This window comes from Streptomyces deccanensis, from assembly GCF_022385335.1.
GTDB classification, from domain to species: Bacteria; Actinomycetota; Actinomycetes; order Streptomycetales; family Streptomycetaceae; genus Streptomyces; species Streptomyces deccanensis.
Genome location: NZ_CP092431.1, coordinates 3671189 through 3696864 on the forward strand (window position 1 = coordinate 3671189; position 25676 = coordinate 3696864).

Annotated in this window: 15 protein-coding genes; 11 read left to right on the plus strand and 4 right to left on the minus strand. The window is 70.1% G+C overall.

All coding sequences use genetic code 11. The features are described 5' to 3' along the window. The first annotated feature begins 43 nt into the window (after positions 1-43). The 3 genes from L3078_RS16355 (at position 44) to L3078_RS16365 (ending at position 2143) form a co-directional block, all read left to right on the plus strand. Positions 44-961, plus strand: a complete 918-nt coding sequence (locus L3078_RS16355) for a sugar phosphate isomerase/epimerase family protein (RefSeq protein WP_220648693.1) — start codon at positions 44-46, stop codon at positions 959-961. A gap of 326 nt (positions 962-1287) precedes the next feature. Beyond that, positions 1288-1491 (plus strand): helix-turn-helix transcriptional regulator, encoded by a 204-nt coding sequence (locus L3078_RS16360; protein ID WP_239754419.1) that lies wholly within the window; start codon positions 1288-1290, stop codon positions 1489-1491. A gap of 61 nt (positions 1492-1552) precedes the next feature. Next, positions 1553-2143 carry a GNAT family N-acetyltransferase gene (locus tag L3078_RS16365; RefSeq protein ID WP_239754421.1) on the plus strand — a complete coding sequence of 197 codons (591 nt, stop codon included), beginning with the start codon at positions 1553-1555 and terminating at the stop codon, positions 2141-2143. Here L3078_RS16365 and L3078_RS16370 read toward each other — a convergent pair. Next, positions 2124-3167, minus strand: a complete 1044-nt coding sequence (locus tag L3078_RS16370) for a zinc-dependent alcohol dehydrogenase family protein (RefSeq protein ID WP_239754423.1) — start codon at positions 3165-3167, stop codon at positions 2124-2126. The genes L3078_RS16365 and L3078_RS16370 overlap by 20 nt on opposite strands. A 217-nt stretch (positions 3168-3384) precedes the next feature. Further along, on the minus strand, positions 3385-5613 hold the full coding sequence (locus L3078_RS16375) for an MMPL family transporter (RefSeq protein ID WP_239754424.1): 2229 nt from the start codon (positions 5611-5613) through the stop codon (positions 3385-3387). 171 nt (positions 5614-5784) lie between these two features. On the opposite strand from L3078_RS16375, the gene L3078_RS16380 reads away from it, so the two are divergent. The 3 genes from L3078_RS16380 to L3078_RS16390 all read left to right on the plus strand — a co-directional run bounded on the left by L3078_RS16380 (position 5785) and on the right by L3078_RS16390 (position 9145). Continuing rightward, entirely contained in the window at positions 5785-6513 is a 729-nt protein-coding gene (locus tag L3078_RS16380; RefSeq protein WP_239754425.1) for a TetR/AcrR family transcriptional regulator, read from the plus strand. A 75-nt stretch (positions 6514-6588) separates the two neighbouring features. Next, a complete protein-coding gene (locus L3078_RS16385; RefSeq protein ID WP_239754426.1) occupies positions 6589-6828 on the plus strand; it encodes a heavy-metal-associated domain-containing protein in 240 nt (79 codons plus the stop codon). 34 nt (positions 6829-6862) lie between these two features. Next, positions 6863-9145, plus strand: coding sequence for a heavy metal translocating P-type ATPase (locus L3078_RS16390; RefSeq protein WP_239754427.1), 2283 nt, complete (start codon positions 6863-6865; stop codon positions 9143-9145). A gap of 771 nt (positions 9146-9916) precedes the next feature. Here L3078_RS16390 and L3078_RS16395 read toward each other — a convergent pair. Beyond that, positions 9917-11206 (minus strand): citrate synthase, encoded by a 1290-nt coding sequence (locus tag L3078_RS16395; protein ID WP_033531335.1) that lies wholly within the window; start codon positions 11204-11206, stop codon positions 9917-9919. A gap of 258 nt (positions 11207-11464) precedes the next feature. Then, positions 11465-13723, minus strand: coding sequence for an SF1B family DNA helicase RecD2 (recD2, locus tag L3078_RS16400; protein ID WP_239754428.1), 2259 nt, complete (start codon positions 13721-13723; stop codon positions 11465-11467). Between the two features lie 191 nt (positions 13724-13914). Between recD2 and L3078_RS16405 the strand changes: the two genes are divergently transcribed. The 5 genes from L3078_RS16405 to L3078_RS16425 all read left to right on the plus strand — a co-directional run bounded on the left by L3078_RS16405 (position 13915) and on the right by L3078_RS16425 (position 25662). Beyond that, positions 13915-14475, plus strand: coding sequence for a hypothetical protein (locus L3078_RS16405; RefSeq protein ID WP_239754429.1), 561 nt, complete (start codon positions 13915-13917; stop codon positions 14473-14475). A 154-nt stretch (positions 14476-14629) separates the two neighbouring features. Then, positions 14630-20899 (plus strand): DNRLRE domain-containing protein, encoded by a 6270-nt coding sequence (locus L3078_RS16410; RefSeq protein ID WP_239754430.1) that lies wholly within the window; start codon positions 14630-14632, stop codon positions 20897-20899. Positions 20900-21144: 245 nt separating this feature from the next. Then, positions 21145-22179, plus strand: a complete 1035-nt coding sequence (locus L3078_RS16415) for a LacI family DNA-binding transcriptional regulator (RefSeq protein WP_239754431.1) — start codon at positions 21145-21147, stop codon at positions 22177-22179. Further along, positions 22176-23711: a sugar ABC transporter ATP-binding protein gene (locus L3078_RS16420; protein ID WP_239754433.1), complete on the plus strand. Its 1536-nt coding sequence runs from the start codon at positions 22176-22178 to the stop codon at positions 23709-23711. Before L3078_RS16415 ends, L3078_RS16420 begins: the two co-directional genes overlap by 4 nt. Then, a complete protein-coding gene (locus tag L3078_RS16425) occupies positions 23701-25662 on the plus strand; it encodes an ABC transporter permease/substrate-binding protein (protein ID WP_239754435.1) in 1962 nt (653 codons plus the stop codon). Before L3078_RS16420 ends, L3078_RS16425 begins: the two co-directional genes overlap by 11 nt. Positions 25663-25676: the final 14 nt, after the last annotated feature.

Sequence of the window (25676 nt, forward strand, 5' to 3'; positions counted from 1 at the left end):
CTACCTATTGACACCCTCAGCTCCGGGGCTGAAGCTGACTCCCATGACGTCGTTGTCACCTCAGTCCTCACTCTCGCGCATCCGAGTCGGCTCGGCGCCCGACTCCTGGGGCGTCTGGTTCCCCGACGACCCCCAGCAGGTCCCCTGGCAGCGCTTCCTCGACGAGGTCGCCGCTTCCGGCTACGAGTGGATCGAGCTGGGCCCGTACGGCTATCTGCCGACCGACCCGGCGGTCCTCGCCGAGGAGACCGCCAAACGCGGCCTGAAAGTGTCGGCCGGCACGGTCTTCACCGGGTTGCACCACGGTCCGGACGTCTGGGAGAAGACCTGGGCGCACGTGGCCGACAACGCGGTCCTCGCGCAGGCCATGGGCGCCAAGCACCTCGTCGTCATCCCGTCGTTCTGGCGGGACGACAAGACGGGCAAGGTGCTGGAGCCCAGCGAACTGACCGTCGAGCAGTGGCGGCACCTCACCCAGCTCACCGAGCGGCTCGGGCGGGAGGTGCGGGAGAAGTACGGCCTCCAGATCGTCGTCCACCCGCACGCCGACACCCACATCGACAGCGAGGAGAACGTCGTCCGCTTCCTGGACGGCACCGACTCCTCGGTGGTCTCCCTCTGCCTCGACACCGGGCACTACGCCTACTGCGGCGGCGACAGCGTCAAGCTGATCGAGACCTACGGCGAGCGCATCGGCTATCTGCACCTCAAGCAGGTCGACCCCGAGATCCTGGCCGACGTGCGGGCCAACGAGATCCCGTTCGGGCCGGCCGTGGCCAAGGGTGTGATGTGCGAGCCGCCGAAGGGTGTGCCCGAGCTGGGGCCGGTGCTGGCCGCTGCCGCGAAGCTGGACGTGGATCTGTTCGCGATCGTCGAGCAGGACATGTATCCGTGCGAGCCGGACGCTCCGCTGCCGATCGCTCAGCGGACGCGGGCGTTCCTGAGGTCCTGCGGGGCGTAGCGGTTGGCGTGCTCGGAAGGGGCTGGGGGCTGCGGGGCGTTCGAGGCCGCGGGTTCGTCGTGGCTGGTCGCGCAGTTCCCCGCGCCCCTGAAGGGCGCGGTCGTCGGGCCCTTGTCATGAGGCGCGCGGCGGTGCGTCATGAATGTTCCCCTTCTGTCACATGTGTCACGTGGACGCGGGTTTTTCGTCACACGTGGCACACGAGGGCTCGCGTCGATCACCGGGGGTCGTTGGTCGGTCACAGGTTTGTGAATCGCCAGCGCAGCGCCCGGCTCCCCCTACGGCCCTCCCGGCCGCGCCGTGGTGCGCGCAGGGAGGTGCCACTGATGACGACCGAACGACTTCTCTGGTCGTACAAGGACATCGCGGCGCACATCCGTGTGCAGCCCGACACCGTCCGCTCGTACCGCAAACACGGGCTGCTGCCGCCGCCGGACCACGTGGAGAGCGGTAAGCCCTACTGGTACGCCGACACCATCCGCGCCTGGGTCGCCTCCAGACCGGGCAACCGGGGGCGCAGGGCCGACTGAGCGGTCCCTCCTCGCGACTATTCGTTTGTCCCCGGGTCCCTTCGCTGTCCAGGATCCGGGGATGAGCTTTTCCGAGAAACCCGTACTCACCGGTGAGAAGGCTGTCCTGCGGCCGTTCACCGAGGACGACGCGCCCGTGATGGCGCGGATCCTGGCCGACCCGGAGGTCGTCCGGCTCACCGGCAGCCCGGCCGAGGGCTTCGAGCCGGACCGGCTGCGGTCCTGGTACGGCAGCCGCAACGACCGGACCGACCGCCTCGACCTCGGCATCGTGGACCGGGCCAGCGGTGACCTGGTGGGTGAGGCCGTGCTCAACGAGGTCGACGAAGCCAACCGCAGCTGTTGCTTCCGGATCCTGATCGGCCCCGGCGGGCAGAACCGGGGGCTGGGCACGGAGGCCGTGCGGCTCACGGTGGGCCATGCCTTCGAGCACATCGGTCTGCACCGCGTCTCGCTGTACGTCTTCACCCACAACCCCAGGGCCCGGCGCGCCTACGAGAAAGTCGGCTTCGTCGCCGAGGGGATCGAGCGGCAGACCCTGTGGCAGGGCGGGGAGTGGATCGACGCCGTGCGGATGTCGATCCTCGCCCCGGAGTGGGCCGCCCATCGGGGGCGACCCGAGGGGAACGGGGTCAGCTCCACGGTTCGATGACCGTCACCCCGCTGCCGGGGGCCGTGCCCATCGCGGCGAGCGCGGCAGGGGCCGCGTCCAGGGTGATCGTCGAGGTGACCAGGAGGTCGGGGCGGAGGACGCCCGTGCGGACCAGTTCCAGCATTCGGGGGTAGGCGTGGGCCGCCATGCCGTGGCTGCCCAGGAGTTCGAGTTCGAGGGCGATCGCGCGGGCCATGGGGACGGGGGTGGTGCCCGCCTCGGAGGGGAGCAGGCCGACCTGGATGTGGCGGCCCCGGCGGCGGAGGCCGTTGACGGAGGCCGCGCAGGTGGCCGGGGAGCCGAGCGCGTCCAGGGAGAGGTGGGCGCCGCCGCCGGTGAGGTCGCGGACCGCTTCGGCCGTGTCCTCCACCGCCGACGCGTCCACGCACTCCGCCGCCCCGAACTTCCGGGCCAGGTCCAGCGCCCGGGGCGACACGTCGACGGCGACCACACGGGCTCCGGACGCCGCCGCCACCATCACCGCGGAGAGGCCCACACCGCCGCAGCCGTGGACGGCCACCCACTCCCCCGCCGCGACCCTGCCCTGCGCTACCACCGCGCGGAACGCCGTGGCGAAACGGCAGCCGAGGGAGGCCGCCGTGCCGTACGACAGCTCGTCGGGCAGCGCCACCAGGTTCACGTCGGCGTGGTCCAGGGCGACGTACTGGGCGAACGAACCCCAGTGGGTGAAGCCCGGCTGTGTCTGCCGCTCGCACACCTGCTGGTCACCGGCCGCGCAGGCGGCGCAGGTGCCGCAGGCGCACACGAACGGGACGGTGACCCGGTCGCCGGGGCGCCAGGCCGTGACCGCCGCGCCGGTCTCCTCCACGACGCCGGCCAGTTCGTGGCCGGGGACGTGCGGGAGCGTGATGTCCGGGTCGTGGCCCTGCCAGCCGTGCCAGTCGCTGCGGCAGAGGCCGGTCGCCTCTACGCGGACGAGCACGCCGTGGGGGGCGGGGTGGGGGGCCGCCAGGTCCTTCACCGTGAGCGGCTTGCCGAACTGCTCGAACACGACTGCGCGCATGTGCCCCATCCTTCGGTTCGGGCCGGTGATCACTGCCGGTCCCGTGTTGGTCAGCATCGCATCGTCGGTGTGTGGGGTTTTTCGCCCCCGCCGCCCCTACCCGTCCCATCCTCAAGGGGCTGCGCCCCTTTGACCCCCAAGCGTCCCTTCGGTGGGGGCTGGTCGCGCAGTTCCCCGCGCCCCTGAAAAGGCCTGCGGCCTTTTCCGAGGCTGCGGGTCAGGGGGCGGAGTGGGCCGGTTCCGGTTCTGGGGCGGGGGTGGGGTTCTGGGTGCGGGGTGGCTCTCCCTCGCTCAGGCCGAATCTTTCGTGGAAGCGCCTCAGGGGGGCCGGGGCCCACCATGTCGCGCGGCCTGTGAGGCGCATGACGGCGGGGACCAGGAGGCTGCGGATGACCATGGCGTCCATGAGGACGGCGAGGGCTATGCCGAGGCCGAGCATCTTCGTGTTGGTGACCCGGGAGGTGCCTATGGCGATCATGACGACGGCGAGGATGACGGCCGCGGCGGTGATCAGGCCGCCGGTGCGCTGGAGCCCGAAGCGCACCGAGGCGGTGTGGTCGCCGGTGTGGTCGTGCTCCTCCTTGATGCGGGAGAGCAGGAACACGCCGTAGTCCATGGAGAGTCCGAAGGCCACGCAGAACATCAGCACCGGCAGGGTCGTCTCTATGGAGCCGGGGCTGGTGAAGGCGAGCAGGCCGGAGAGGTGGCCGTCCTGGAAGACCCACACCAGGGCGCCGAACATCGCCGTCAGGCTGAGGGCGTTGAGAAGGACCGCCTGGAGGGGGATCAGCACGCTGCCGGTGAGCAGGAAGACCAGGAACAGGGTGACGATCGCGATGAAGGCGAGGGCCCAGGGGAGGCCGTCCCCTATCGCCGCCTTGGTGTCGACCAGGACCGCCGCCGTGCCCGTCACCGAGGTGTCGAAGGGGGCGTCCGTCGCGCGGATCTCCTCGACCAGGTGTTGTGCGCCCTCGTCGACCGCCTCGCCCTTCGGCTGCACGGTGAAGTAGGCCCAGTCGCCGTTGACCAGGGGCCCCTCCACCCGGAGCACCTCGGGCAGGTCCGCCAGCCGTTCCTTGTAGGTGGCGTACTCCGCCTTCGTCGCCTCGCCCTCCGCGAGCACGGACAGGCCGCCTCCGGGAGTGCCGGGGAAACCCTCGCGAAGGTGCTGTTGCACGATGTGCGACTCGGCGGTGGAGGGGAGTTGACGGTCGTCGGCCGTGCCGAACTTCACCCCCAGGAAGGGGAGGCCGAGGAGGAGCAGACCGGCGGTCGTGGCGACGGCGAAGTACGGGGCGCGGCGCATGACGAGGGCTGCCATCCTGCCCCAGGCCGCGCCCTCCTCCGCGGCCGGGGAGTCCGCGCTGCCGGTCTTCGCCTTGCGGCGCCTGAACAGCTTGCGCAGGTCCAGGGCGTTGACGCGGTCGCCCAGGAGGACCAGTGCGGCCGGGAGGAGGATCAGGGCCGCTGCCGCCGCCAGGAGGACCACCGCGATGCCCGCGTAGGCGAAGGACTTCAGGAAGTACTGCGGGAAGACCATCATCGCGGCCAGGGAGACGGCGACGGTGAGGGCGGAGAAGAGGACCGTGCGGCCGGCTGTGCGCAGGGTGGTGGCGACGGCGGTCAGGGGGTCGGCGCCGGTGGCCAGCTCCTCTCGGAAGCGGCGCACGATGAACAGGGCGTAGTCGATCGCGAGGCCCAGGCCCATGGCCGTGGTGAGGTTCAGGGCGAAGACGGAGACGTCGGTGACCTCGGTGAGGCCGCGCAGGATCGCGTTGGTGCCGAGGATCGCGACGATGCCGACGCCGAGCGGCAGCAGGGCGGCGACCGCGCTGCCGAAGACCATGACCAGCAGGACGAGGGTCACCGGCAGGGCGATCATCTCGGCCCGCAGCAGGTCCTCCTGGATGGTCGTCTGCATCTCGTGGCGGACCGCGAGGATGCCGCCGACCTTGACCTCGACCGGGCCGTGCGTGCCGCGGAGCTCGGGCGCGATGCGGTCCAGGGTCTTGTTCACGGCGGTGTCGTCGCCGGTGAGGCGGGCCGCTATCAGGGCCTCGCTCCCGTCCTCCGAGCGCAGGGTCGGGGCGCCCGTCCGCCAGTAGGAGCCGACGCCCGTGACGCCCTTCTCGGCGGCCAGCCGGTCGGTCAGCTTCCTCGCCTCGGCGGCGACGGCCGGGTCGTCGACCGAGGCCTCGCCCGCGTCGACCAGCAGCAGGAAGTTCGGCTGGGAGTCGGGGAACTCGCGCTCCAGGGCCTTGGTCGCGTAGGTGGACTGGGCGGCCGGGTCCTCCCAGCCGCCGCTGCCCAGGCGGTCGGCGACATCGCTGCCCGCGACGACCGCGAGGGCGGTGAGGACGAGGGCGACGAGCAGGGAGAGCCGGGGGCGGGCGGTCACGAACCGGGTCCAGCCTCCCGGTCGGGGTGGCCGGTTGACTTCGGTCATGGTGCGGTGTCCCCTTCACTCTGATCGCTCTGCGTCCACGCCGAGCGCAGCCAGGTGGCCCGGGAGCACCGAGCCATACACTGGCAAACACGAGCAGTCGCTCGCGTTTCTCCAGAATGCGAGCGACCACTCGCGTTTGTCAATCACGTCCGGAAAGCTGGGGATAACCGCGTGCCCACCCACCAGGAGAAGGAAGAGCCCGAACAGCCCCAGAAGGCTGAGCGACTCCGGGACAAGGAGCAGCCGCGCCGCCGCCAGGCCCGCGGCGAACGCCGTATCGCCCAGCTCCTCGACGCCGCGGCCGCCGTGTTCAGCTCGACCGGGTACACCGCCGCCAGCACCAACGCGATCGCCCGCGAGGCGGGGGTCTCACCGGGCACGCTGTACCAGTTCTTCCCGAACAAGGAAGCGATCGCGATCGAGCTGGGCGAGCGGCTCATGCGGGAGATGCAGGCGGCGTACGGCGAGGCGCTCGCCCCGGTCGACCCGGCGACCCCGTTGGAGGAGGCCGTCGCGGCGGCCGTCGACCGTTTCATCGACTTCAACTGCCGGCACCCGGTGTTCTTCGCCCTGATGCACGGTCCGGACGTCCCCGGACGGATCGCCGAGCAGCACGACGCCCTGCACACGACCCTGGTCGCACGCGTCGAGGCCCTGCTCACCCCCCTCCTGCCCGACGAACCGGCCGCCGCCGTCACCCGCGTCGCGCGTGTCTGCATCGGCGTCTACATGGCGGGCCTGGAGCTGGTGCTCGCCCACGAGGGCGCCGAACGCGACGCCTACGTACAGGAACTGAAGAACGTCGTGCTCCGCTACCTGGAGCCACTCGTGGGCGACAAGCTCGCCGCCGGTCCCGCGAGCGGCACTCCCGCCCCACGCGCCTTGGATTCATACCCCTAGGGGGTATAAGATGGGCGCCATGGAGGGTTACCCGACCCGACATCGCCCCCACACGCCCCGATGAGGAGTAACGACATGGCCACCGAAACCGACACCCAGGGCTCCGTCACCGCTGTCTACAAGGTGAGCGGCATGAGCTGCGGGCACTGCGAGGGCGCCGTTTCGGGCGAGATCACCCAGCTCGACGGCGTGTCCTCCGTGAAGGCCGTCGCCTCCACCGGCGAGGTCACCGTGGTCTCGGCCGCCCCGCTCGACGAGGAGGCCGTGCGCGCCGCCGTCGACGAGGCCGGCTTCGAACTGGTCGGCAAGGCCTGAGACCGGGCACCGCCACGGACGTACGGGCACGGACATGACGAGCACCACCGCGACAGCCGCCATAGGAGACCCCGTCCACGAGGTCGAGCTGACCATCGGCGGCATGACCTGCGCCTCCTGCGCGGCCCGCGTCGAGAAGAAGCTCAACCGCCTGGACGGGGTCACCGCCTCCGTCAACTACGCGACGGAGAAGGCGAAGGTCACCTACCCCCCGGGGCTGGAGGTCGCCGACCTCATCGCCACCGTGGTGAAGACGGGGTACACGGCCGAGGAGCCACCGCCCCCGGCCCCCGCACCGACCGAGCACGAAGAGGCCCTCCCCGCGGAGGAGGCGGACCCCGAACTCGCCTCGCTGCGGCAGCGGCTCACCGTCTCGGCCCTGCTCGCGGCGCCCGTCGTCCTCATGTCCATGGTCCCCGCCCTCCAGTTCGACAACTGGCAGTGGCTCTCGCTGACGCTGGCCGCGCCCGTCGTCGTCTGGGGCGGGCTGCCCTTCCACCGGGCCGCGTTCACCAACCTCCGGCACGGCGCGGCCACGATGGACACGCTCGTCTCCGTCGGCACGCTGGCCGCCTTCGGCTGGTCCCTGTGGGCCCTCTTCCTCGGGCACGCCGGCATGCCGGGCATGCGGCACGGCTTCGCGTTCACCGTCTCCCGTACGGCGGGCTCGTCGACGATCTATCTCGAAGTGGCCGCCGGGGTGGTCGCGTTCATCCTGCTCGGCCGCTATCTGGAGGCCCGCTCCAAGCGCCGCGCCGGTGCCGCGCTCAAGGCGCTGCTGAGGCTGGGCGCCAAGGACGTCTCGGTGCTGCGGGAGGGGCGGGAGGTACGGATCCCGGTCGGGCGGCTGGCGGTGGGCGACCGTTTCGTCGTACGCCCCGGGGAGAAGTTCGCCACCGACGGCACCGTCGTGGAGGGCGCCTCCGCCGTCGACGCGTCGATGCTGACCGGTGAGTCGGTGCCGGTGGACGTGACCGTCGGGGACGCCGTCACCGGCGCGACCGTGAACGCCGGCGGCCGGCTGGTCGTCGAGGCGACCCGGATCGGCGCGGACACCCAGCTGGCGCGGATGGCGCGGCTGGTGGAGGACGCGCAGAACGGCAAGGCGGAGGTGCAGCGGCTCGCCGACCGGATCTCAGCCGTGTTCGTCCCGGTCGTCCTCCTGATCGCGGTCGCCACCTTCGGCGCCTGGCTCGGTGCCACGGGCGACACCACCGCCGCGTTCACGGCTGCCGTGGCGGTGCTGATCATCGCCTGCCCGTGCGCGCTCGGCCTCGCCACGCCGACCGCCCTGCTGGTCGGCACCGGGCGCGGCGCCCAGCTCGGCATCCTCATCAAGGGCCCCGAGGTCCTGGAGTCCACCCGCCGCGTCGACACCGTCGTCCTGGACAAGACGGGCACCGTCACCACCGGCCGGATGACGCTGCAGGGGGTGTACGTCGCCGGGGACGCCCACGCGGGCATCGGTGAGCTCGGCGAGACGGACGTCCTGCGTCTCGCCGGCGCCGTCGAACACGCCTCCGAGCATCCGGTGGGCCGGGCGATCGCCGCGGGCGCCGAGGAGCGGGTGGGCACACTGCCGCCCGTCGAGCGCTTCGAGAACCTGCCCGGAAGGGGCGTACGCGGCCTCGTGGCGGGCCACGACGTCCGGGTGGGCCGGTTCCTCGACGAGCCGCTCCCCGAGGCCCTGAAGGGCGCGAAGGAGGCCGCCGAGAACGAGGGGCACACGGCGGTCGTCGTCCTCCGCGACGGCGTGGCACTCGGTGTCGTCACCGTCGCCGACGCGATCAAGGAGACCAGCGCCGAGGCGGTACGGCGGCTGCGGGCGCTCGGGCTCACCCCGATGCTGCTGACCGGGGACAACGAGCGGGTGGCCCGGACCGTGGCCGCGGCGGTCGGCGTCTCCCCCGAGCACGTGATCGCCGAGGTGCTGCCCGAGGACAAGGTCGACGTGGTCCTAAAGCTCCAGCGCGAGGGCCGTACGGTCGCGATGGTCGGCGACGGGGTCAACGACGCCGCCGCGCTGGCCGTGGCCGATCTGGGGCTGGCCCTGGGCACGGGGACGGACGCGGCGATCGAGGCGGGCGATCTGACGCTGGTGCGCGGGGACCTGCGGGTGGCCGCCGACGCCATCCGGCTGTCGCGGCGGACCCTGTCCACGATCAAGGGCAATCTGGCCTGGGCCTTCGGATACAACGTGGCCGCGTTGCCGCTGGCCGCCGCCGGATTGCTCAACCCGATGATCGCGGGGGCGGCTATGGCCTTTTCGTCCGTTTTCGTGGTAACGAACAGCTTGCGACTCAGGACATTTTCGTGACCGCCGGGCAAAAGTCCCTCTAGAGTCCGGAAGCAGCACCACATAAGCTCTTCACAAGGCTCGCGCATCATCCTTACGCTGGGACCTCGATCACCGATTTGGGTCTCTTGCGCATCTTCAGGACATTTCGCAAGAGACGCAGATCACAGTGGAGTGAACGTAACCACCGAAGGGGTTCGTGAGTCTAAGTTGGCGATGTCAGAAGCGTCTTGGGGGGCGTGACTGGCATCTGGGGATGTCTTGGGGGACGTTCCCGGAATTGCGTTGCCGGGGCACGTGCACCGGGGAGCTTTGAGCGGCCCTCCCGTACGTACGCGTCCCGGCAGACCGCACACCGCGGCACAACAGACACATAGAGGTAGGACGACGAGCTCCGCTCGTCGAGCTCAGCGAATTCAGGCGCTGTGCCCACCAGACGCCCGGCCGGATCCCGTGGGGGGAATCCGCACCGGGACATGGGAAGGCGCCCTGCTCGCCGGCCCGTGGGGGGACCAGCGTTGCAGGGCGCCTTCTCGCTTTTTTTGAGGCTCGGTTCGCCTCCGGGGCGCTTGTGCCTGTGTCGAGACGGCGAACGTGCTCGGCCCTCCTTCGTCGGGCGCTGCGCGCTCCCCCACTCTCGGCTTCGCTCGAGCGGGAGGTGCCCCCATGCCGTCTCGACACAGGCGCGCCCCTTCGGCTCACTCGCCGTAGGGCGCCCCCCGTCTCAGCGGGCAAGCAGTGGGCCCGTACGGACGGCTCTCCGTACGGGCCCCTCTGCTACAAGTACTCGGCTCAGCGTGCCTCGACCGGGACGAAGTCGCGCTCGACGACGCCCGTGTAGATCTGGCGGGGGCGGCCGATGCGGGAGCCCGGCTCCTTGATCATCTCGTGCCACTGGGCGATCCAGCCCGGGAGGCGGCCGAGGGCGAAGAGGACCGTGAACATCTCGGTCGGGAAGCCCATGGCGCGGTAGATCAGGCCCGTGTAGAAGTCCACGTTCGGGTAGAGGTTGCGCGAGACGAAGTAGTCGTCGGAGAGCGCGTGCTCCTCCAGCTTCAGCGCGATGTCCAGCAGCTCGTCGGACTTGCCGAGGGCCGAGAGGACGTCGTGCGCGGCGGCCTTGATGATCTTGGCGCGGGGGTCGAAGGACTTGTAGACCCGGTGGCCGAAGCCCATCAGGCGGACGCCGTCCTCCTTGTTCTTCACCTTGCGGATGAAGGAGTCGACATCACCGCCGTTCGCCTGGATGCCCTCCAGCATCTCAAGGACGGACTGGTTGGCGCCGCCGTGCAGCGGGCCCCAGAGCGCGGAGATACCGGCCGAGATCGACGCGAACATGTTCGCCTGGGACGAGCCGACGAGGCGGACCGTGGAGGTCGAACAGTTCTGCTCGTGGTCGGCGTGCAGGATGAGGAGCTTGTCGAGCGCCGAGACGACGACCGGGTCGAGGTCGTACTCCTGGGCCGGGACCGAGAAGGTCATGCGCAGGAAGTTCTCGACGTAACCGAGGTCGTTGCGCGGGTAGACGAACGGGTGACCGATCGACTTCTTGTACGCGTACGCCGCGATGGTCGGCAGCTTGGCGAGCAGGCGGATCGTGGAGAGGTTGCGCTGCCGCTCGTCGAACGGGTTGTGGCTGTCCTGGTAGAACGTCGACAGGGCGCTGACCACGGAGGAGAGCATCGCCATCGGGTGGGCGTCCCGGGGGAAGCCCCGGTAGAAGTTCTTGACGTCCTCGTGCAGCAGGGTGTGCTGCGTGATCTCGTTCTGGAAGGTGGAGAGCTCGTCGACGGTCGGGAGCTCGCCGTTGATCAGCAGGTACGCCACCTCCAGGAAGGTGGAGCGCTCGGCCAGCTGCTCGATCGGGTAGCCGCGGTACCGAAGGATGCCCTGCTCACCGTCGAGATAGGTGATGGCGGATTTATAGGCGGCGGTGTTGCCGTAGCCGCTGTCCAGGGTGACCAGACCGGTCTGGGCCCGGAGCTTCCCGATGTCGAAGCCCTTGTCGCCGACGGTGCTGTCGATCACCGGGTAGGTGTACTCGCCGTCGCCGTACCGCAGTACTACAGAGTTGTCGCTCACGTCATCCCTCACCGACGTAGTGCCTCTTCTTCGAGGTGCCCTGACTGTCTCTACCATCCCCCAATTGGCTCTGGAGAGTGCACTCGGGGTCGACCATCGGGCCCATCGGCGGCACTCAGTGCCGCCAACTTGCTCATCCTGCCCCTTCCGTCCGACATCTGGAAGGGCTGTGTGACCTTTACGACTCGTTTGATCGATCAAATTTCACTCACGGGTCACCGGAACCGCGCGAGAGGTTCCCCCGCAGGCGGCCCATGACTACAAAACCCGTGGTGCGAGGCGGAAGTCGAGAGCCGTGCACCGCCGGCCCGCCGAGACCGTCCGGACCGCCTGCCCTATCGCCTTGCGGGAGCCGACGAGGACGACCAGCTTCTTCGCCCTGGTCACCGCCGTGTAGAGGAGGTTGCGCTGGAGCATCATCCACGCTCCGGTGGTGACCGGGATCACCACGGCCGGGTACTCGCTGCCCTGGGACCGGTGGATCGTCACCGCGTAGGCGTGCGCCAGCTCGTCCAGTTCGTCGAACTCGTAGCCCACCTCCTCGTCCTCGTCGGTGAGGACCGTCAGCCGCTGGTCGACCGGGTCGAGCGCGGTGACCACGCCGACGGTGCCGTTGAAGACTCCGTTCTCGCCCTTCTCGTAATTGTTGCGAATCTGGGTGACCTTGTCGCCGACGCGGAAGACCCGGCCGCCGAACCGCTTCTCGGGCAGGTCGGGGCGGGCGGGGGTGATGGCCTGCTGGAGCAGTCCGTTGAGGTTGCCCGCGCCCGCCGGGCCCCGGTGCATCGGCGCCAGCACCTGGACGTCCCGGCGCGGGTCGAGCCCGAACCTGGCGGGAATGCGACGGGCCGCGACGTCCACGGTGAGCCGCCCCGCCTCCTCCGTGTCGTCCTCGACGAAGAGGAAGAAGTCCTTCATGCCGTCGGTGACCGGATGCTGCCCGGAGTTGATCCGGTGCGCGTTGGTCACCACACCGGACTGCTGGGCCTGGCGGAAGACCTTGGTGAGGCGGACGGCGGGGACGGGGCTGCCGTCCGCCAGCAGGTCGCGCAGGACCTCGCCCGCGCCGACGCTGGGGAGCTGGTCGACGTCGCCGACGAAGAGCAGGTGGGCGCCCGGGGGCACCGCCTTCACCAGCTTGTTGGCGAGGAGGAGGTCCAGCATGGAGGCCTCGTCGACGACCACCAGGTCGGCGTCCAGCGGGCGGTCCTTGTCGTAGGCCGCGTCGCCGCCGGGCTTCAGCTCCAGCAGGCGGTGGACGGTGGAGGCCTCGGCGCCGGTCAGCTCGGCGAGGCGCTTGGCGGCCCGGCCGGTGGGCGCGGCCAGCACGACCTTCGCCTTCTTGGCGCGGGCCAGCTCCACGATCGAGCGGACCGTGAAGGACTTGCCGCATCCCGGGCCGCCGGTCAGCACGGCCACCTTCTCGGTCAGCGCGAGGCGTACGGCGGCCTCCTGCTCGGGGGCCAACTCCGCGCCCGTACGCCCCTTCAGCCACGTCAGTGCCTTGTCCCAGGCGACGTCGTGGAAGCCGGGCATGCGGTCGGCGTCGGTGCGCAGGAGGCGCAACAGCTGGGCGGAGAGGGAGAGTTCGGCGCGGTGGAAGGGGACGAGGTAGATGGCGGTGACCGGGTCGCCACCGTCCTGCCCGGGTACCTTCTCGCGTACGACGCCGGGCTCGCCCGAGTCCTCGTCCGGCAGGGCGAGTTCGGCCAGGCACTCGATGACCAGGCCCGTGTCGACCTGGAGGAGCTTGACCGCGTCGGCGATCAGACGCTCCTCCGGGAGGTAGCAGTTGCCCTGGTCGGTTGCCTGCGACAGGGCGTACTGCAGGCCCGCCTTGACGCGCTCCGGGCTGTCGTGGGGGATGCCGACGGACTGGGCGATCTTGTCGGCGGTGAGGAAGCCGATGCCCCAGACGTCGGCGGCGAGCCGGTACGGCTGGTTCTTCACGACCCCGATCGAGGCGTCGCCGTACTTCTTGTAGATACGGACCGCGATGGACGTGGACACCTCGACGGTCTGGAGGAAGAGCATGACTTCCTTGATCGCCTTCTGTTCCTCCCAGGCGTCGGCGATCTTCTTGGTGCGCTTGGGGCCGAGACCGGGGACCTCGATGAGGCGCTTCGGCTCCTCCTCGATGATCTGCAGGGTGTCCAGGCCGAAGTGCTGGGTGATGCGGTCGGCGAAGATCGGGCCGATGCCCTTGACCAGACCGGAGCCGAGGTAGCGGCGGATGCCCTGGACGGTGGCCGGGAGGACGGTCGTGTAGTTCTCGACGGTGAATTGTTTGCCGTATTGGGGGTGGGAGCCCCAACGGCCCTCCATGCGCAGGGATTCGCCGACCTGTGCGCCGAGCAGCGCGCCGACGACGGTCAGGAGATCGCCGCCGCCCCGGCCGGTGTCCACGCGCGCGACCGTGTAGCCGTTGTCCTCGTTGGCGTACGTGATGCGTTCCAGGACGCCTTCGAGTACGGCGAGACGTCGTTCGCCCGGGGGATTTCCCGCCTGTTGAGCCATGATCCGACGGTACCGGGGAGGTGTGACAGGGGCGGTGGAACGTGAGGTCACGGGTGAGCGTCTGAAGTGGTGGCTGGGAGATGTTGACGAAAGGCCCTCGTAGTCCGAAGAGATGCTAATGTCACTGATCGCATTCATTTGGTCTCAGGCAGTGAAGTCGGCTGCCGCGGCCGTCGATCACAGGAGCCGACTTGACGCCTCGTAAGCGAACCGGCCGGTGCGCCACCCTCCTGGTGACGGCCGCGTTGGTGACCGGAGCGCTCACCGGGTGCCAGCCCCTCGCGGAGGCCGCTTCCGCCACGTGCGAGGACACCGGGAGCCGCGTCGACGAGCTGAAGGCGTACGACGTCCTCGAATCCCGGCCCCCGGGGACGATCGTGCCCAAGGGCTTCAAGGACCTCGAGGCCGGCTGCTGGGAGGACAGCGGCGAAGCCTGGCTGTACGCCGACCGCACCTACGTCTTCCCCGGCGAGAAGGCCGAAGTGATCCAGTACTACCGGGCCGCGGCGGAGCGCGAGGGGTGGAAGCTGTCCCGGAGCACGCGACAGGCCCTGGAGAAGGACCCGTCGGCGAGCCTGTGCTTCACCCGCGGCGGGACGGACGACGCGACGACGCTCGACGTCTACTTCCTGACCAAGGAGATCCTCGACGCCGAAGAGACCGAGACCGGGCCCGAGTTCGCGTCCGGGTTCGGCTACCGGGTGTCCGTCGGCGCCACGGCCGACGGCTCGCCGAACAGTTGCTCGGACTGAGGTAGCCGCCGACCGGCAGGCAGGTCACTCATCGCTTCCAGCCAACTTTGGCCGGAAGCGAGCGCTTGGCATGCAACGGATTGACTTCTGTAAGGGCCTTATGAAGATCTTCAGGTCCTTGCGGGAAGAACCCGCACCGTTGCAAGGAGTAGGCTTGACAGCCACTTTCCTCCCCCGGGCCCGGCGAAGACGCCTGCGCTCGGTGGCGGCGACCGTCGTCCTGGCGATGGCGTTCGAGACCGCCGTGATCGTGGGAACCACCAATGTGGCACTGGCCGCGGGCCGCGAAGCCCCGGCTGCCGACCGGAACAAGCCGGCGAAGGACCTCGGGTCCGCGACCGCCGGATCAGTGGCCGCCGCCCGGCTGAAGGCGAAGATCCAGAACCGTCGGATCGAGGCACTGGACGCCCGCACGGAGACGTCCACGACCTACGTCAACCCCGATGGTTCGGTCACCCAGACCGCGTACGCGGGACCGATCCGGTTCCAGGACGACCAGGACCGGTGGCAGGACGTCGACGTCTCCCTGGAGAAGCTGTCGGACGGCTCGGTCGGCGCCCGGCGGCATCCGCACGGACTGCGCCTGGCCGGAAAGAGCAAGGCCCCCAAGGGGCTGAAGGACGTCGGGGAGAGCACCGGTTCGGCCGGCGTCCCCCTCGTGACCCTGGAGGGCCGGACCGGGCAGCGGATGCGGCTGGGCTGGTACGGGACCCTGCCCGCGCCGGAGATCGAGGGCGCGGAGAAGAACATCGCCCGCTACCGGAGCGCGCTGCCCTCGACGGACCTCCTGATCGAGTCGACGCGTACCGGCTACGAGCAGTTCCTGGAGCTGAAGGATCGTTCCGCCGTCGACGCGAGCGGGGCGATCACCTACAGCCTGACCGCCAAGGGGCTGACCGCGAAGGAGAAGGCGGACGGCTCGGTCTCCTTCACCGACGCCAAGGGCAAGGCCGTCGGGGTCCTGCCCGCGCCGGTGATGTGGGACGCGCAGGTGGACGCCAGGTCCGGTGAGCACAAGCGCACCGCGCCCGTCGCGGTGAAGGTGGCCCAGGACGGCGACACCGTCACCCTGACCCTGACCCCGGACGCGAAGTTCCTGGCCGACGACACGACGCGGTTCCCGGTGACGATCGACCCCGCGATCAACGTGGGGACCAGCTTCGACGCCTTCGTGCAGGAGGGTCACACCGCCGACGAGTCCGCCTCCACCGACCTCAAGCTCGGCAACAACGGCTCCTCCGAGGTGGCGCGGTCGTTCCTGTCGTTCCCGATGAAGAACATCACGGGCAAGCAGATCACCGCGGCGAAGCTCAATCTCTTCGCCTACCACTCGTGGTCCTGCACCCCGAAGAGCTGGGAGGTGTGGTCCACCGGAGCCGCGAGCACCGCCTCGCGCTGGACCTCGCAGCCGGCCTGGGAGACCAAGTACGCCACCAGCACCCAGACCAAGGGCTTCTCCAGCGCCTGCAACGACGGCTGGGTGTCCGCCGACGTGACCGCCCTGGCGAAGGCGTGGGCGAGCGGCGGCAACGGCACCAACCACCTGGGGCTGCGGGCCACGGACGAGACCGACCCGTACGGCTGGAAGCGGTTCAACTCCGGCAACGCGGCCTCCAACACCCCCTATCTGTCGGTCACCTACAACTCGATCCCCGAGCAGCCGACCCTGCTGGCCCCGCTGAGCGCGGCGGCCACCAACGACACCACGCCGACGCTGTCGGCGAAGGCCCTGGACGGTGACGGGTCGCAGGTCACCCTCGACTACGAGGTGTGGACGTCCACCGGAACCTCCGCCCTGCGCACCGGTTCCAGCGCCGCGGTCGCCTCGGGAGCCCAGGCCAACTGGACCCCGGCCGCCCTCGCGGCGGGCTCCTACAAGTGGCGGGTCCGCGCGGGAGACGGCTCCGCCACCAGTGCCTGGTCGGCTTTCCGCACGCTGACGGTGGACACCGCGTCCCCCGCCGCGACCTCGGTCACCTCCGGTGACTTCCCCGCCGGGCAGTGGTCCGGCGCTCCGAACGGCAGCGGCGACTTCACCGGCGGCTTCACCCTCACCCCGCCGTCGGCGGACGTCAAGGAAGTCCAGTGGCAACTGGACGGTGGAGCCTGGCAGACGATCGCCACCGCGGGCGCGGCGGTGACGGCCAAGCCGGTGTTCCGCGCGGGCAAGCACCTCCTGACCGCCCGCACGAAGGACGCCGCGGGCAACGCCTCCGCCCAGACCACCTTCACCTTCTACGCGGGTTCGGGCGCCGCGCTGCTCGCCCCCGCCCAGGGGGACCGGCCCGCGCGGCGGACCGTCCTGTCCGGCCAGGGCAAGACCGCCGACACGGGGGTCCGTTACCAGTACCGGCGCGGTGAGACCGACACCTGGAAGGACGTTCCCGTCGCCGATGTGCGACGCAAGTCGGACAACACCGCCGTCGCCGCCTGGCCGGTGAAGGTGACCGGTGGCGTGCCGGACGAACTCGTCTGGAACATCACCGACACCCTCGCCGAGGACGGTCCGGTGGACATCCGCGCGGTCTTCACCGACGGCTCCAGCACCGACGCCTCCCCGGCGACCTCCGTCACCGTCGACCGCGACGCGGGGGCCGCGCCGACCCAGGCCGCCGGGCCGGGCGACGTCAACATGCTCACCGGTGACTACACGGTGTCCGCCACGGACAGTTCGTCGTTCGGACTGACCGCGAGCCGCACCGCGTCCTCACGCCGTCCCACCGCCGGTGGGCAGCAGGAGGGACAGGTCGCCATCTTCGGTCCGCAGTGGACCGCGGGAACGGCCGCGGAACTCACCGACTCCCAACTGCTGTACATACGCAGGACGTCGAGCACCTCGGTCGCGCTGGTGGACGTCGAAGGGGAGGAGACCGGTTTCACCGCGACGAGCGGCGGCGGCTGGAAGCCCGAGGAAGGTGCCGAGTCCCTGACCCTGACCGGCAGTCTGACGGGCTCCTTCACCCTGAAGGACACCGAGGGGACCACGTCCCAGTTCACCAAGATCGACACGGCCGCGACAACCTGGCAGCTCTCCAAGAGCTCGCTGTCGACGGAGAACTCCACCACCTCGCTGATCTCGGAGAAGGTCACCGTGGGCGGCGCCGTGCTGGCCCGGCCGAAGTACGCGATCGCCCCCTCGTCCGCCGTGAGCAACGAGACCTGCGCGAACGCCCCGTCCACCAAGGGCTGCCGGATCCTGGAGTACCAGTACGCCACCACGACCACGGCGAGCGGCAGCACGCTGGGCGACTACGCCGGGCAGGTCTACCGCATCCGCCAGTGGTCCACCAACCCGGGCGCGGCGAACGCCACCGCCACCGTGGTCTCCAGCTACGCGTACGACGCCTCGGGCCGCCTGCGTGAGCAGTGGGATCCCCGGATCTCCCCGGCGCTGAAGACCACCTACACCTACGACAGCGCGGGCCGGGTGGTCACCCAGACCCCGCCGGGCGAGCTGCCGTGGACGTTCGAGTACGGCAAGGCGGGCTCCAGTTCCGTGGCCGGCGACGGCATGGTGCTGTCCGTGTCGCGGCCCACGCTGAAGCCGGGCAGCAAGGACGAGCCCGACGGCGGCAGGGCGGCGCTCTCCCTCGTCTACGACGTCCCGCTGTCCGGCACCAAGGCCCCCAACCAGGTGGCCCCGGTCGACACCAGGACGTGGGCGCAGACGGACGCCCCCACGGACGCCACCGCCATCTTCCCCGCGGACCAGGTGCCCGCCTCGCACAGCGGGAACGATCTCGGTGCCGGGGACTACGACAAGGCGACCACCACCTACACCAACGCCTCGGGGCTCCAGGTCAACACCGGTCTGCCCGGTCGGCACCTGACCACCACGCAGTACGACGCGTTCGGCAACATCGTCTTCGAACTGGGGGCCACCAACCGCGAACTCGCGCTCGGCAGCGAGGAATACCAGGTCAACACCCAGAGCGAACTCGGCATCCTCTCCGATTCGACGGCCGAGCGCGCCCAGAAGCTGGCCACCGTCGCGAAGTACTCCAGCGACGGCCGGCGGATGGTGGACCAGCTCGGACCGCTGCACCTGGTCACCCTGACCAAGCAGCTCCAGGGTGACGCCGACAGCCCCGACATCCCGGCCCGCACCCAGGTGCCCGCGCGGGAACACATCGTCACGCGGTACGACGAAGGCCGTCCGACCGACGGGTCCGCCCTGGTCATGGACCAGCCGACCACGACGTCGACGGGTGCCTTCGTCGAGGACTACCCGGCCGACGCCGACGTGCGCACCAGCACGACCGCCTACGACTGGGCGAAGGGTCTGCCGGTCAGCAGCGTGACGGACCCGACCGGGCTCAAGCTGACCCGGGCCTCCGTCTACGACGCCCAGGGGCGCATCACCAAGAACAGCCAGCCCAAGTCCAACGGGGCCGACGCCGGAACGGTGGTGTCGCAGTACTGGTCCGCCACTGGCACCGGAGCGTGTGCGGGACGCCCCGAATGGGCGGACCTGCTGTGTTCCAGCGGCCCGGCGGGCAGGATCACCGGGGGCGGCTCGAACCCCGACGAGCTGCCCACCAAGACCCTCGAGTACGACCGCTGGGGCAACGCCACCAAGGTCACCGAGACTGCCAACGGGGTGACGCGCACCACCGTCACCACCTACGACGCGGCCGGCCGGGGCAAGCAGATCCAGATCAGCGGCGGCGTCGGCACGGCCGTACCGACGCAGACCATCACCTTCGATCCCGCCAACGGCCAAGTGGCCACCATGTCCGACGGCGCGACGACGGTGCGCCATGTCGCCGACAAGCTCGGCCGCGAGATCTCGTACGACGACGGCGCGGGCAACGTCACGCGCACCGAGTACGACGCCCGCGACCGCGTCACCAGGCGGTCCGACTCGGCACCTTCGGAGACCACGTACGACTACGACAGCCTGACCGGCCTGCCGACCCGGATGCACGACTCCGTCATGGGCGGCATCGGCGACGTCACCGGTTCCTACGACTCCGACGGGCGCCTCTACAAGCAGAAGCTGCCGTGGAACATGGACGTCGAGTTCAACCTTGACCCGACGGGAGCTGAGACCTCGCGCTACTGGCACTGGGAGTCCGGCTGGACGGTCCAGGGCGAGTCGGTCAGCGAGAACATCCACGGTCAGGTCGTCTCCCGCACCACGTACACGGGCGGTGGGGCCTACCAGGAGTACTCCTACGACGCGGCCGGTCGCCTGACCAAGGCCGACGACACCCAGACCGGCGTCACGACCCACCGCGGGTACGGGTTCGACGACAACACCAACCGCACGTCCCTGGTGACCACGGTCGACGACGTGGACGGGGGCGCCCCCACCACCAGGACGGTCGACTCCACCTACGACAGCGCCGACCGGCTGATCAGGACCGGCACCGCCTACGACGCCTTCGGGCGCACGACCACCCAGTCGAGCGGTGCCCAGTACTCCTACTACGCCAACGATCTGGTGCGCCAGATCACGGCGCGCGGCGAGCGCACCACCTGGAGCCTCGACGCGGCCGGGAGGCTCGCCTCGTCCACGACCGAGAGTCAGGACGACAACGGGGCCTGGTCCACCACGGCGACCGTCCGCAACCACTACGGGGCCGACGGGGACAACCCGACGTGGATCGGCGAGGGCGACAGCAAGATCACCCGCAACCTGTCGGACCTGACGGGGAGCCTGATCGCCACCACCGGCGCCGCCGGTGACGTGGTCCTCCAACTCACCAATCTCCACGGTGACATAGCCACCCAGATCCCCCTGGCGGACGCCACCACTCCCGTGGTCAACACCTACGACGAGTACGGCAAGCTCCTGCCCGGAACGGACGCGTCCCGCTACGGCTGGCTCGGCGGCGAGCAGCGCTCGTCCGAGACGCCGAGCGGCGTCACGCTCATGGGGGTCCGCCTCTACGACGCGGACACGGGTCGGTTCCTCTCCGTCGACCGGATCGTGGGAGGCAACGCCAGTTCGTACGACTACTGCTTCGCCGACCCGGTCAACTGCTACGACATCAGCGGGAACTACAGCATCAACGGCCTCATCCCGGAAGCCGCGATATGCGCCCTGTTCCTGCTGTGGTGCGCGGACATGAGCTACATCACCTACTGGGCCCTGGGCGAGGCGAAGAAGCGGTACTCGAACAGCGCGAAGCAGAACGCCTACCGGCACTGCATCTGGCAGGCGATGCTGACCTGGGCGGTCGGCTCCAGCCTGGCCAAGGCCCTCGGGAACGCGCACGAGAGGAACGCCGGAAATACCGCGAAGGACAAGCGCGACTCGAAGGCCGACCAGTACAACAACAAGATCGGAAGAAGTCTGGGCGGGAAGATCACGGCCTGGACGTACAAGAAGGCGAAGGAAACCGCCTGCCGCTTCTGCAAGGACAAGGTCAAGAAGCACAAGCTGAAGTCCAACGCGGCGGGCAAGACATGGGTCTAGGCCGTTTCTGACGGCTGCTGAACCTCTGCCCGGGTGGACCGGGGTCGAGCGGGGTGGTGCGCGGGTCGCGCCACCCCGCTCGGCATGTCCGGGATCGGCCACTCTGCTGATGGGCCACTGTGCTGATCGGCCACTCGGTCACGATTGGATTTCGGCCATGGCCGGGCTCTTGCCCCAGCCCCGTGTAATCGATTCCAATCCTCCATGACGTCGATGTAATCGATTCCACGAGGAGGTGGGCGGCGGTGGCGGGTATCAAGGACGTCGCGGCCGAGGCGGGGGTGTCCGTCGCCACGGTGTCGCGGGTGCTCAACGACCATCCGTCGGTCAGCGCGGAGGCGCGGGCGCGGGTGCTGGCCGCCGTCGAGACGCTGGGGTACCGGCCGAACGCCGTCGCGCGGTCACTGCGTACCGATCAGACCCACACCCTCGGGCTCGTCATCAGCGACGTGATGAATCCGTACTTCACCGAGCTGGCCCGGTCCGTCGAGGAAGAGGCGCGGGCGCTCGGGTACAGCGTGATCATCGGGAACGCGGACGAACGGCCCGAGCTGCAGGACCATCACGTACGGAATCTGCTGGACCGGCGGATCGACGGGCTGCTCGTGTCGCCGACCGACGGGGGTTCGCCCCTGATGCTGGACGCGATCCGGGCGGGCACTCCGATGGTGTTCGTGGACCGGTGGATCCCCGGCGTGGACGTGCCGGTGGTGCGTGCCGACGGGCGCGGCGCCGTACGGGATCTCGTCGCCCATCTCCACGGGCTCGGGCACCGGCGGCTCGCGATCATCGCCGGCCCGGCGGCGACCACGACCGGGCGGGAGCGTGTCGAGGCCTTCCGGGAGGCGCTCGCCGAGCACGGGTTGGCGCTGCCGGACGCCTACATAGGGCAGGGCGACTTCCAGGCCGAGAGCGGGCGGCGGGTCACCGAGGGGTTCCTCGACCTGCCCGAGCCGCCCGAGGTCGTGTTCGCGGCGGACAACCTGATGGCGCTCGGCGCGCTGGACGCCGTCCGCGCGCGCGGGCTGCGGGTGCCGGAGGACGTGGGGCTGGCCGCGTTCGACGACATCCCCTGGTTCGTGCACACCGATCCGCCGATCACGGCGGTCGCGCAGCCGACGGGCGAGCTGGGGCGGGCCGCCGTGCGGGCCCTGGTCGACCGTATCGAGGGGCGGCCGCCGCGGTCCGTCACCCTTCCCGCACGTCTCGTCGTACGCCTCTCGTGCGGCGAGCCCACTCCCCCCGAGCCGTCCCCCGTGACGAACAGGAGCACGTCGTGAGCGACCCTGACGAGTTGCTGCGCATCGAAGGCATACGCAAGACCTTCCCCGGTGTGGTCGCGCTGGACGGCGTCGACTTCGAGCTGCGCCGGGGCGAGGTGCACGTCCTGCTCGGTGAGAACGGGGCCGGCAAGAGCACGCTGATCAAGATGCTCTCCGGCGCCTACACGCCCGACGCGGGGCGGATCCTGGCCGGTGGCGAGGAGGTGCGTATCCATGGTGCGCAGGACTCCGAGCGGCTCGGGATCGCCACCATCTACCAGGAGTTCAATCTCGTGCCCGACCTCACGGTCGCCGAGAACATCTTCCTCGGGCGGCAGCCGCGTCGTTTCGGGCTGATCGACCGCAAGCGGATGGAGGCCGAGGCCGGCGAGTTGCTGGAGCGGGTGGGCGTGCGGGTGTCTCCCCGCGCGCGCGTGCGTGAACTCGGTATCGCGCGGCTCCAGATGGTCGAGATCGCCAAGGCGCTGAGTCTGGACGCCCGCGTGCTGATCATGGACGAGCCGACGGCCGTGCTGACGACCGAGGAGGTCGAGAAGCTCTTCGCGATCGTGCGGCGGCTGCGCGAGGACGGCGTCGGGATCGTCTTCATCACCCATCACCTGGAGGAGATCGCCGCCCTGGGGGACCGCGTGACGGTCATCCGGGACGGCAAGAGCGTCGGGCAGGTGCCCGCCACCACCCCGCAGGACGAGCTCGTACGCCTCATGGTGGGGCGGTCGATCGAGCAGCAGTACCCGAGGGAGCAGGGGGACGCGGGCGCCGGGGAGGCGTTGCTCGTCGTCGAGGGGCTCACCCGGGACGGCGTCTTCCACGACGTGAGCTTCGAGGTGCGGGCCGGTGAGGTCGTCGGGATCGCGGGGCTCGTGGGGGCCGGGCGTACGGAGGTCGTGCGGGCCGTGTTCGGCGCCGACCCGTACGACGAGGGCGCCGTGCGGGTCGGCGGTGCCGCGGTGCGCAAGGACGACGTGGGTGCCGCCATGGCCGCCGGGATGGGGCTCGTGCCCGAGGACCGCAAGGGCCAGGGCCTGGTGCTGGACGCGTCCGTGGAGGAGAACCTCGGCCTGGTGACCCTGCGGGGCGCGACCAGGGGCGGCTTCGTCGACCTCAAGGGGCAGCGGGCGGACGCGGCCCGGGTCGCCGAGCGGCTCGGGGTGCGGATGGCCGGGCTGCACCAGCACGTGCGCACCCTCTCCGGCGGCAACCAGCAGAAGGTCGTCATCGGCAAGTGGCTGCTGGCGGACACCAAGGTGCTGATCCTCGACGAGCCGACGCGCGGGATCGACGTCGGCGCGAAGGTCGAGATCTACGAACTGATCAACGAACTGACCGCCGCCGGGGCCGCCGTCCTCATGATCTCCAGCGATCTGCCCGAGGTGCTCGGCATGAGCGACCGGGTGCTCGTCATGGCCCAGGGGCGGATCGCGGGCGAACTCGCCGCCGCCGAGGCCACCCAGGACGCGGTGATGGCGCTCGCCGTGTCCCACCCCACCACCCCTGCGACTGGAACGGAGGCCTCCGATGGCCGCTGACACGCTCAAGAGTTCGACGGGCGCGAGTGGCGCCTCGGGAGCCTCAGGGCTTCGCCGTCTGCTGCTCGACAACGGCGCGCTGACCGCGCTCATCGTCCTGGTCGTCGCGATGTCGGTGCTGTCCGGCGACTTCCTGACGGCCGACAACCTGCTCAACATCGGTGTCCAGGCCGCCGTCACCGCGATCCTCGCGTTCGGTGTGACCTTCGTGATCGTCTCGGCGGGCATCGACCTGTCGGTGGGTTCGGTGGCGGCGCTGTCGGCCACCGTCCTTGCCTGGAGCGCCACGTCGGAGGGAGTCCCGGTCCCGATAGCCGTGCTCCTCGCCGTCGTCACGGGTATCGCGTGCGGTCTCGTCAACGGCTTCCTGATCTCGTACGGGAAGCTGCCGCCGTTCATCGCGACGCTCGCCATGCTGTCGGTGGGGCGCGGTCTGTCGCTGGTGATCTCGCAGGGCAGCCCGATCGCGTTCCCCGAGTCGGTCTCGCACCTCGGTGACAACCTGGGCGGCTGGCTGCCGGTGCCGGTCCTGGTGATGCTGGTCCTCGGCGGCGTGACGGCCGTGATCCTCGGGCGGACGTACATCGGGCGCGCCATGTACGCGATCGGCGGCAACGAGGAGGCGGCCCGGCTGTCCGGCCTGCGGGTGAAGCGGCAGAAGCTCGTCATCTACGCGCTCTCCGGGCTGTTCGCCGCCGCCGCGGGCATCGTGCTCGCCTCCCGGCTCTCCTCCGCGCAGCCGCAGGCCGCGCAGGGCTACGAGCTGGACGCTATCGCTGCGGTCGTCATCGGCGGTGCCTCGCTGGCCGGCGGCACGGGCAAGGCGTCGGGGACGCTGATCGGCGCGCTGATCCTGGCGGTGCTCAGGAACGGCCTCAACCTGCTCTCCGTGTCCGCCTTCTGGCAGCAGGTCGTCATCGGTGTCGTCATCGCGCTGGCGGTGCTGCTGGACACCGTGCGGCGGAAGGCGGGGGCGACCCCGGTGGCGGCCGGTGCCGGTGGCTCCGGGGACCGGCGGAAGCAGGCGTTGACGTACGTGCTGGCCGCGGTGGTCGCGGCGGCGGTCGTGGGCGCGACCTCGTTCCTGCACGGCGGGTCGTCGGCGGCGAAGAGCGAGAAGATCGGGCTGTCGCTGTCGACGCTCAACAACCCCTTCTTCGTGCAGATCCGGGCGGGCGCCCAGGACGAGGCGAAGAAGCTGGGCGTGGACCTGTCGGTCACGGACGCGCAGAACGACGCCTCGCAGCAGGCCAACCAGCTGCAGAACTTCACCAGCGAGGGCCTCGGCACGATCATCGTCAACCCGGTGGACTCCGACGCGGTGACCCCGGCGGCCAAGGCCGTCAACAAGGCGGACATTCCGCTGGTGGCCGTCGACCGCGCGGTGAACGGCGCGGACACCGCCGCGCTCGTCGCCTCCGACAACGTCAGCGGCGGCGAGCTCGCCGCCAAGTCGCTCGCCGAGAAGCTGGGCGGCAAGGGCGAGATCGTCATCCTGCAGGGCCAGGCGGGCACCTCCGCCAGCCGGGAGCGCGGCGCCGGCTTCGCCGAGGGGCTGAAGGCCTACCCGGGCATCAAGGTCCTCGCCAAGCAGCCCGCCGACTGGGACCGCACCAAGGGCCTCGACGTGATGACGAACCTGCTGCAGGCCAACCCGGACGTCGACGGTGTCTTCGCGGAGAACGACGAGATGGCGCTCGGCGCGATCAAGGCGCTCGGCTCCAAGGCCGGAAAGTCCGTCCAGGTCATCGGCTTCGACGGTACGGCGGACGGGCTGAAGGCCGTCGAGGCGGGCACGCTGTACGCGTCGGTCGCGCAGCAGCCGGCGGAACTCGGCAGGATCGCGGTGCGCAACGCGGTCGAGGCCGCCAAGGGCGAGAAGGTCGAGAAGTCGGTGATGGTGCCGGTGAAGGTGGTCACGTCGAAGAACGTGGCCGAGTTCAGCGGCTGACGACGGGCCGGGTC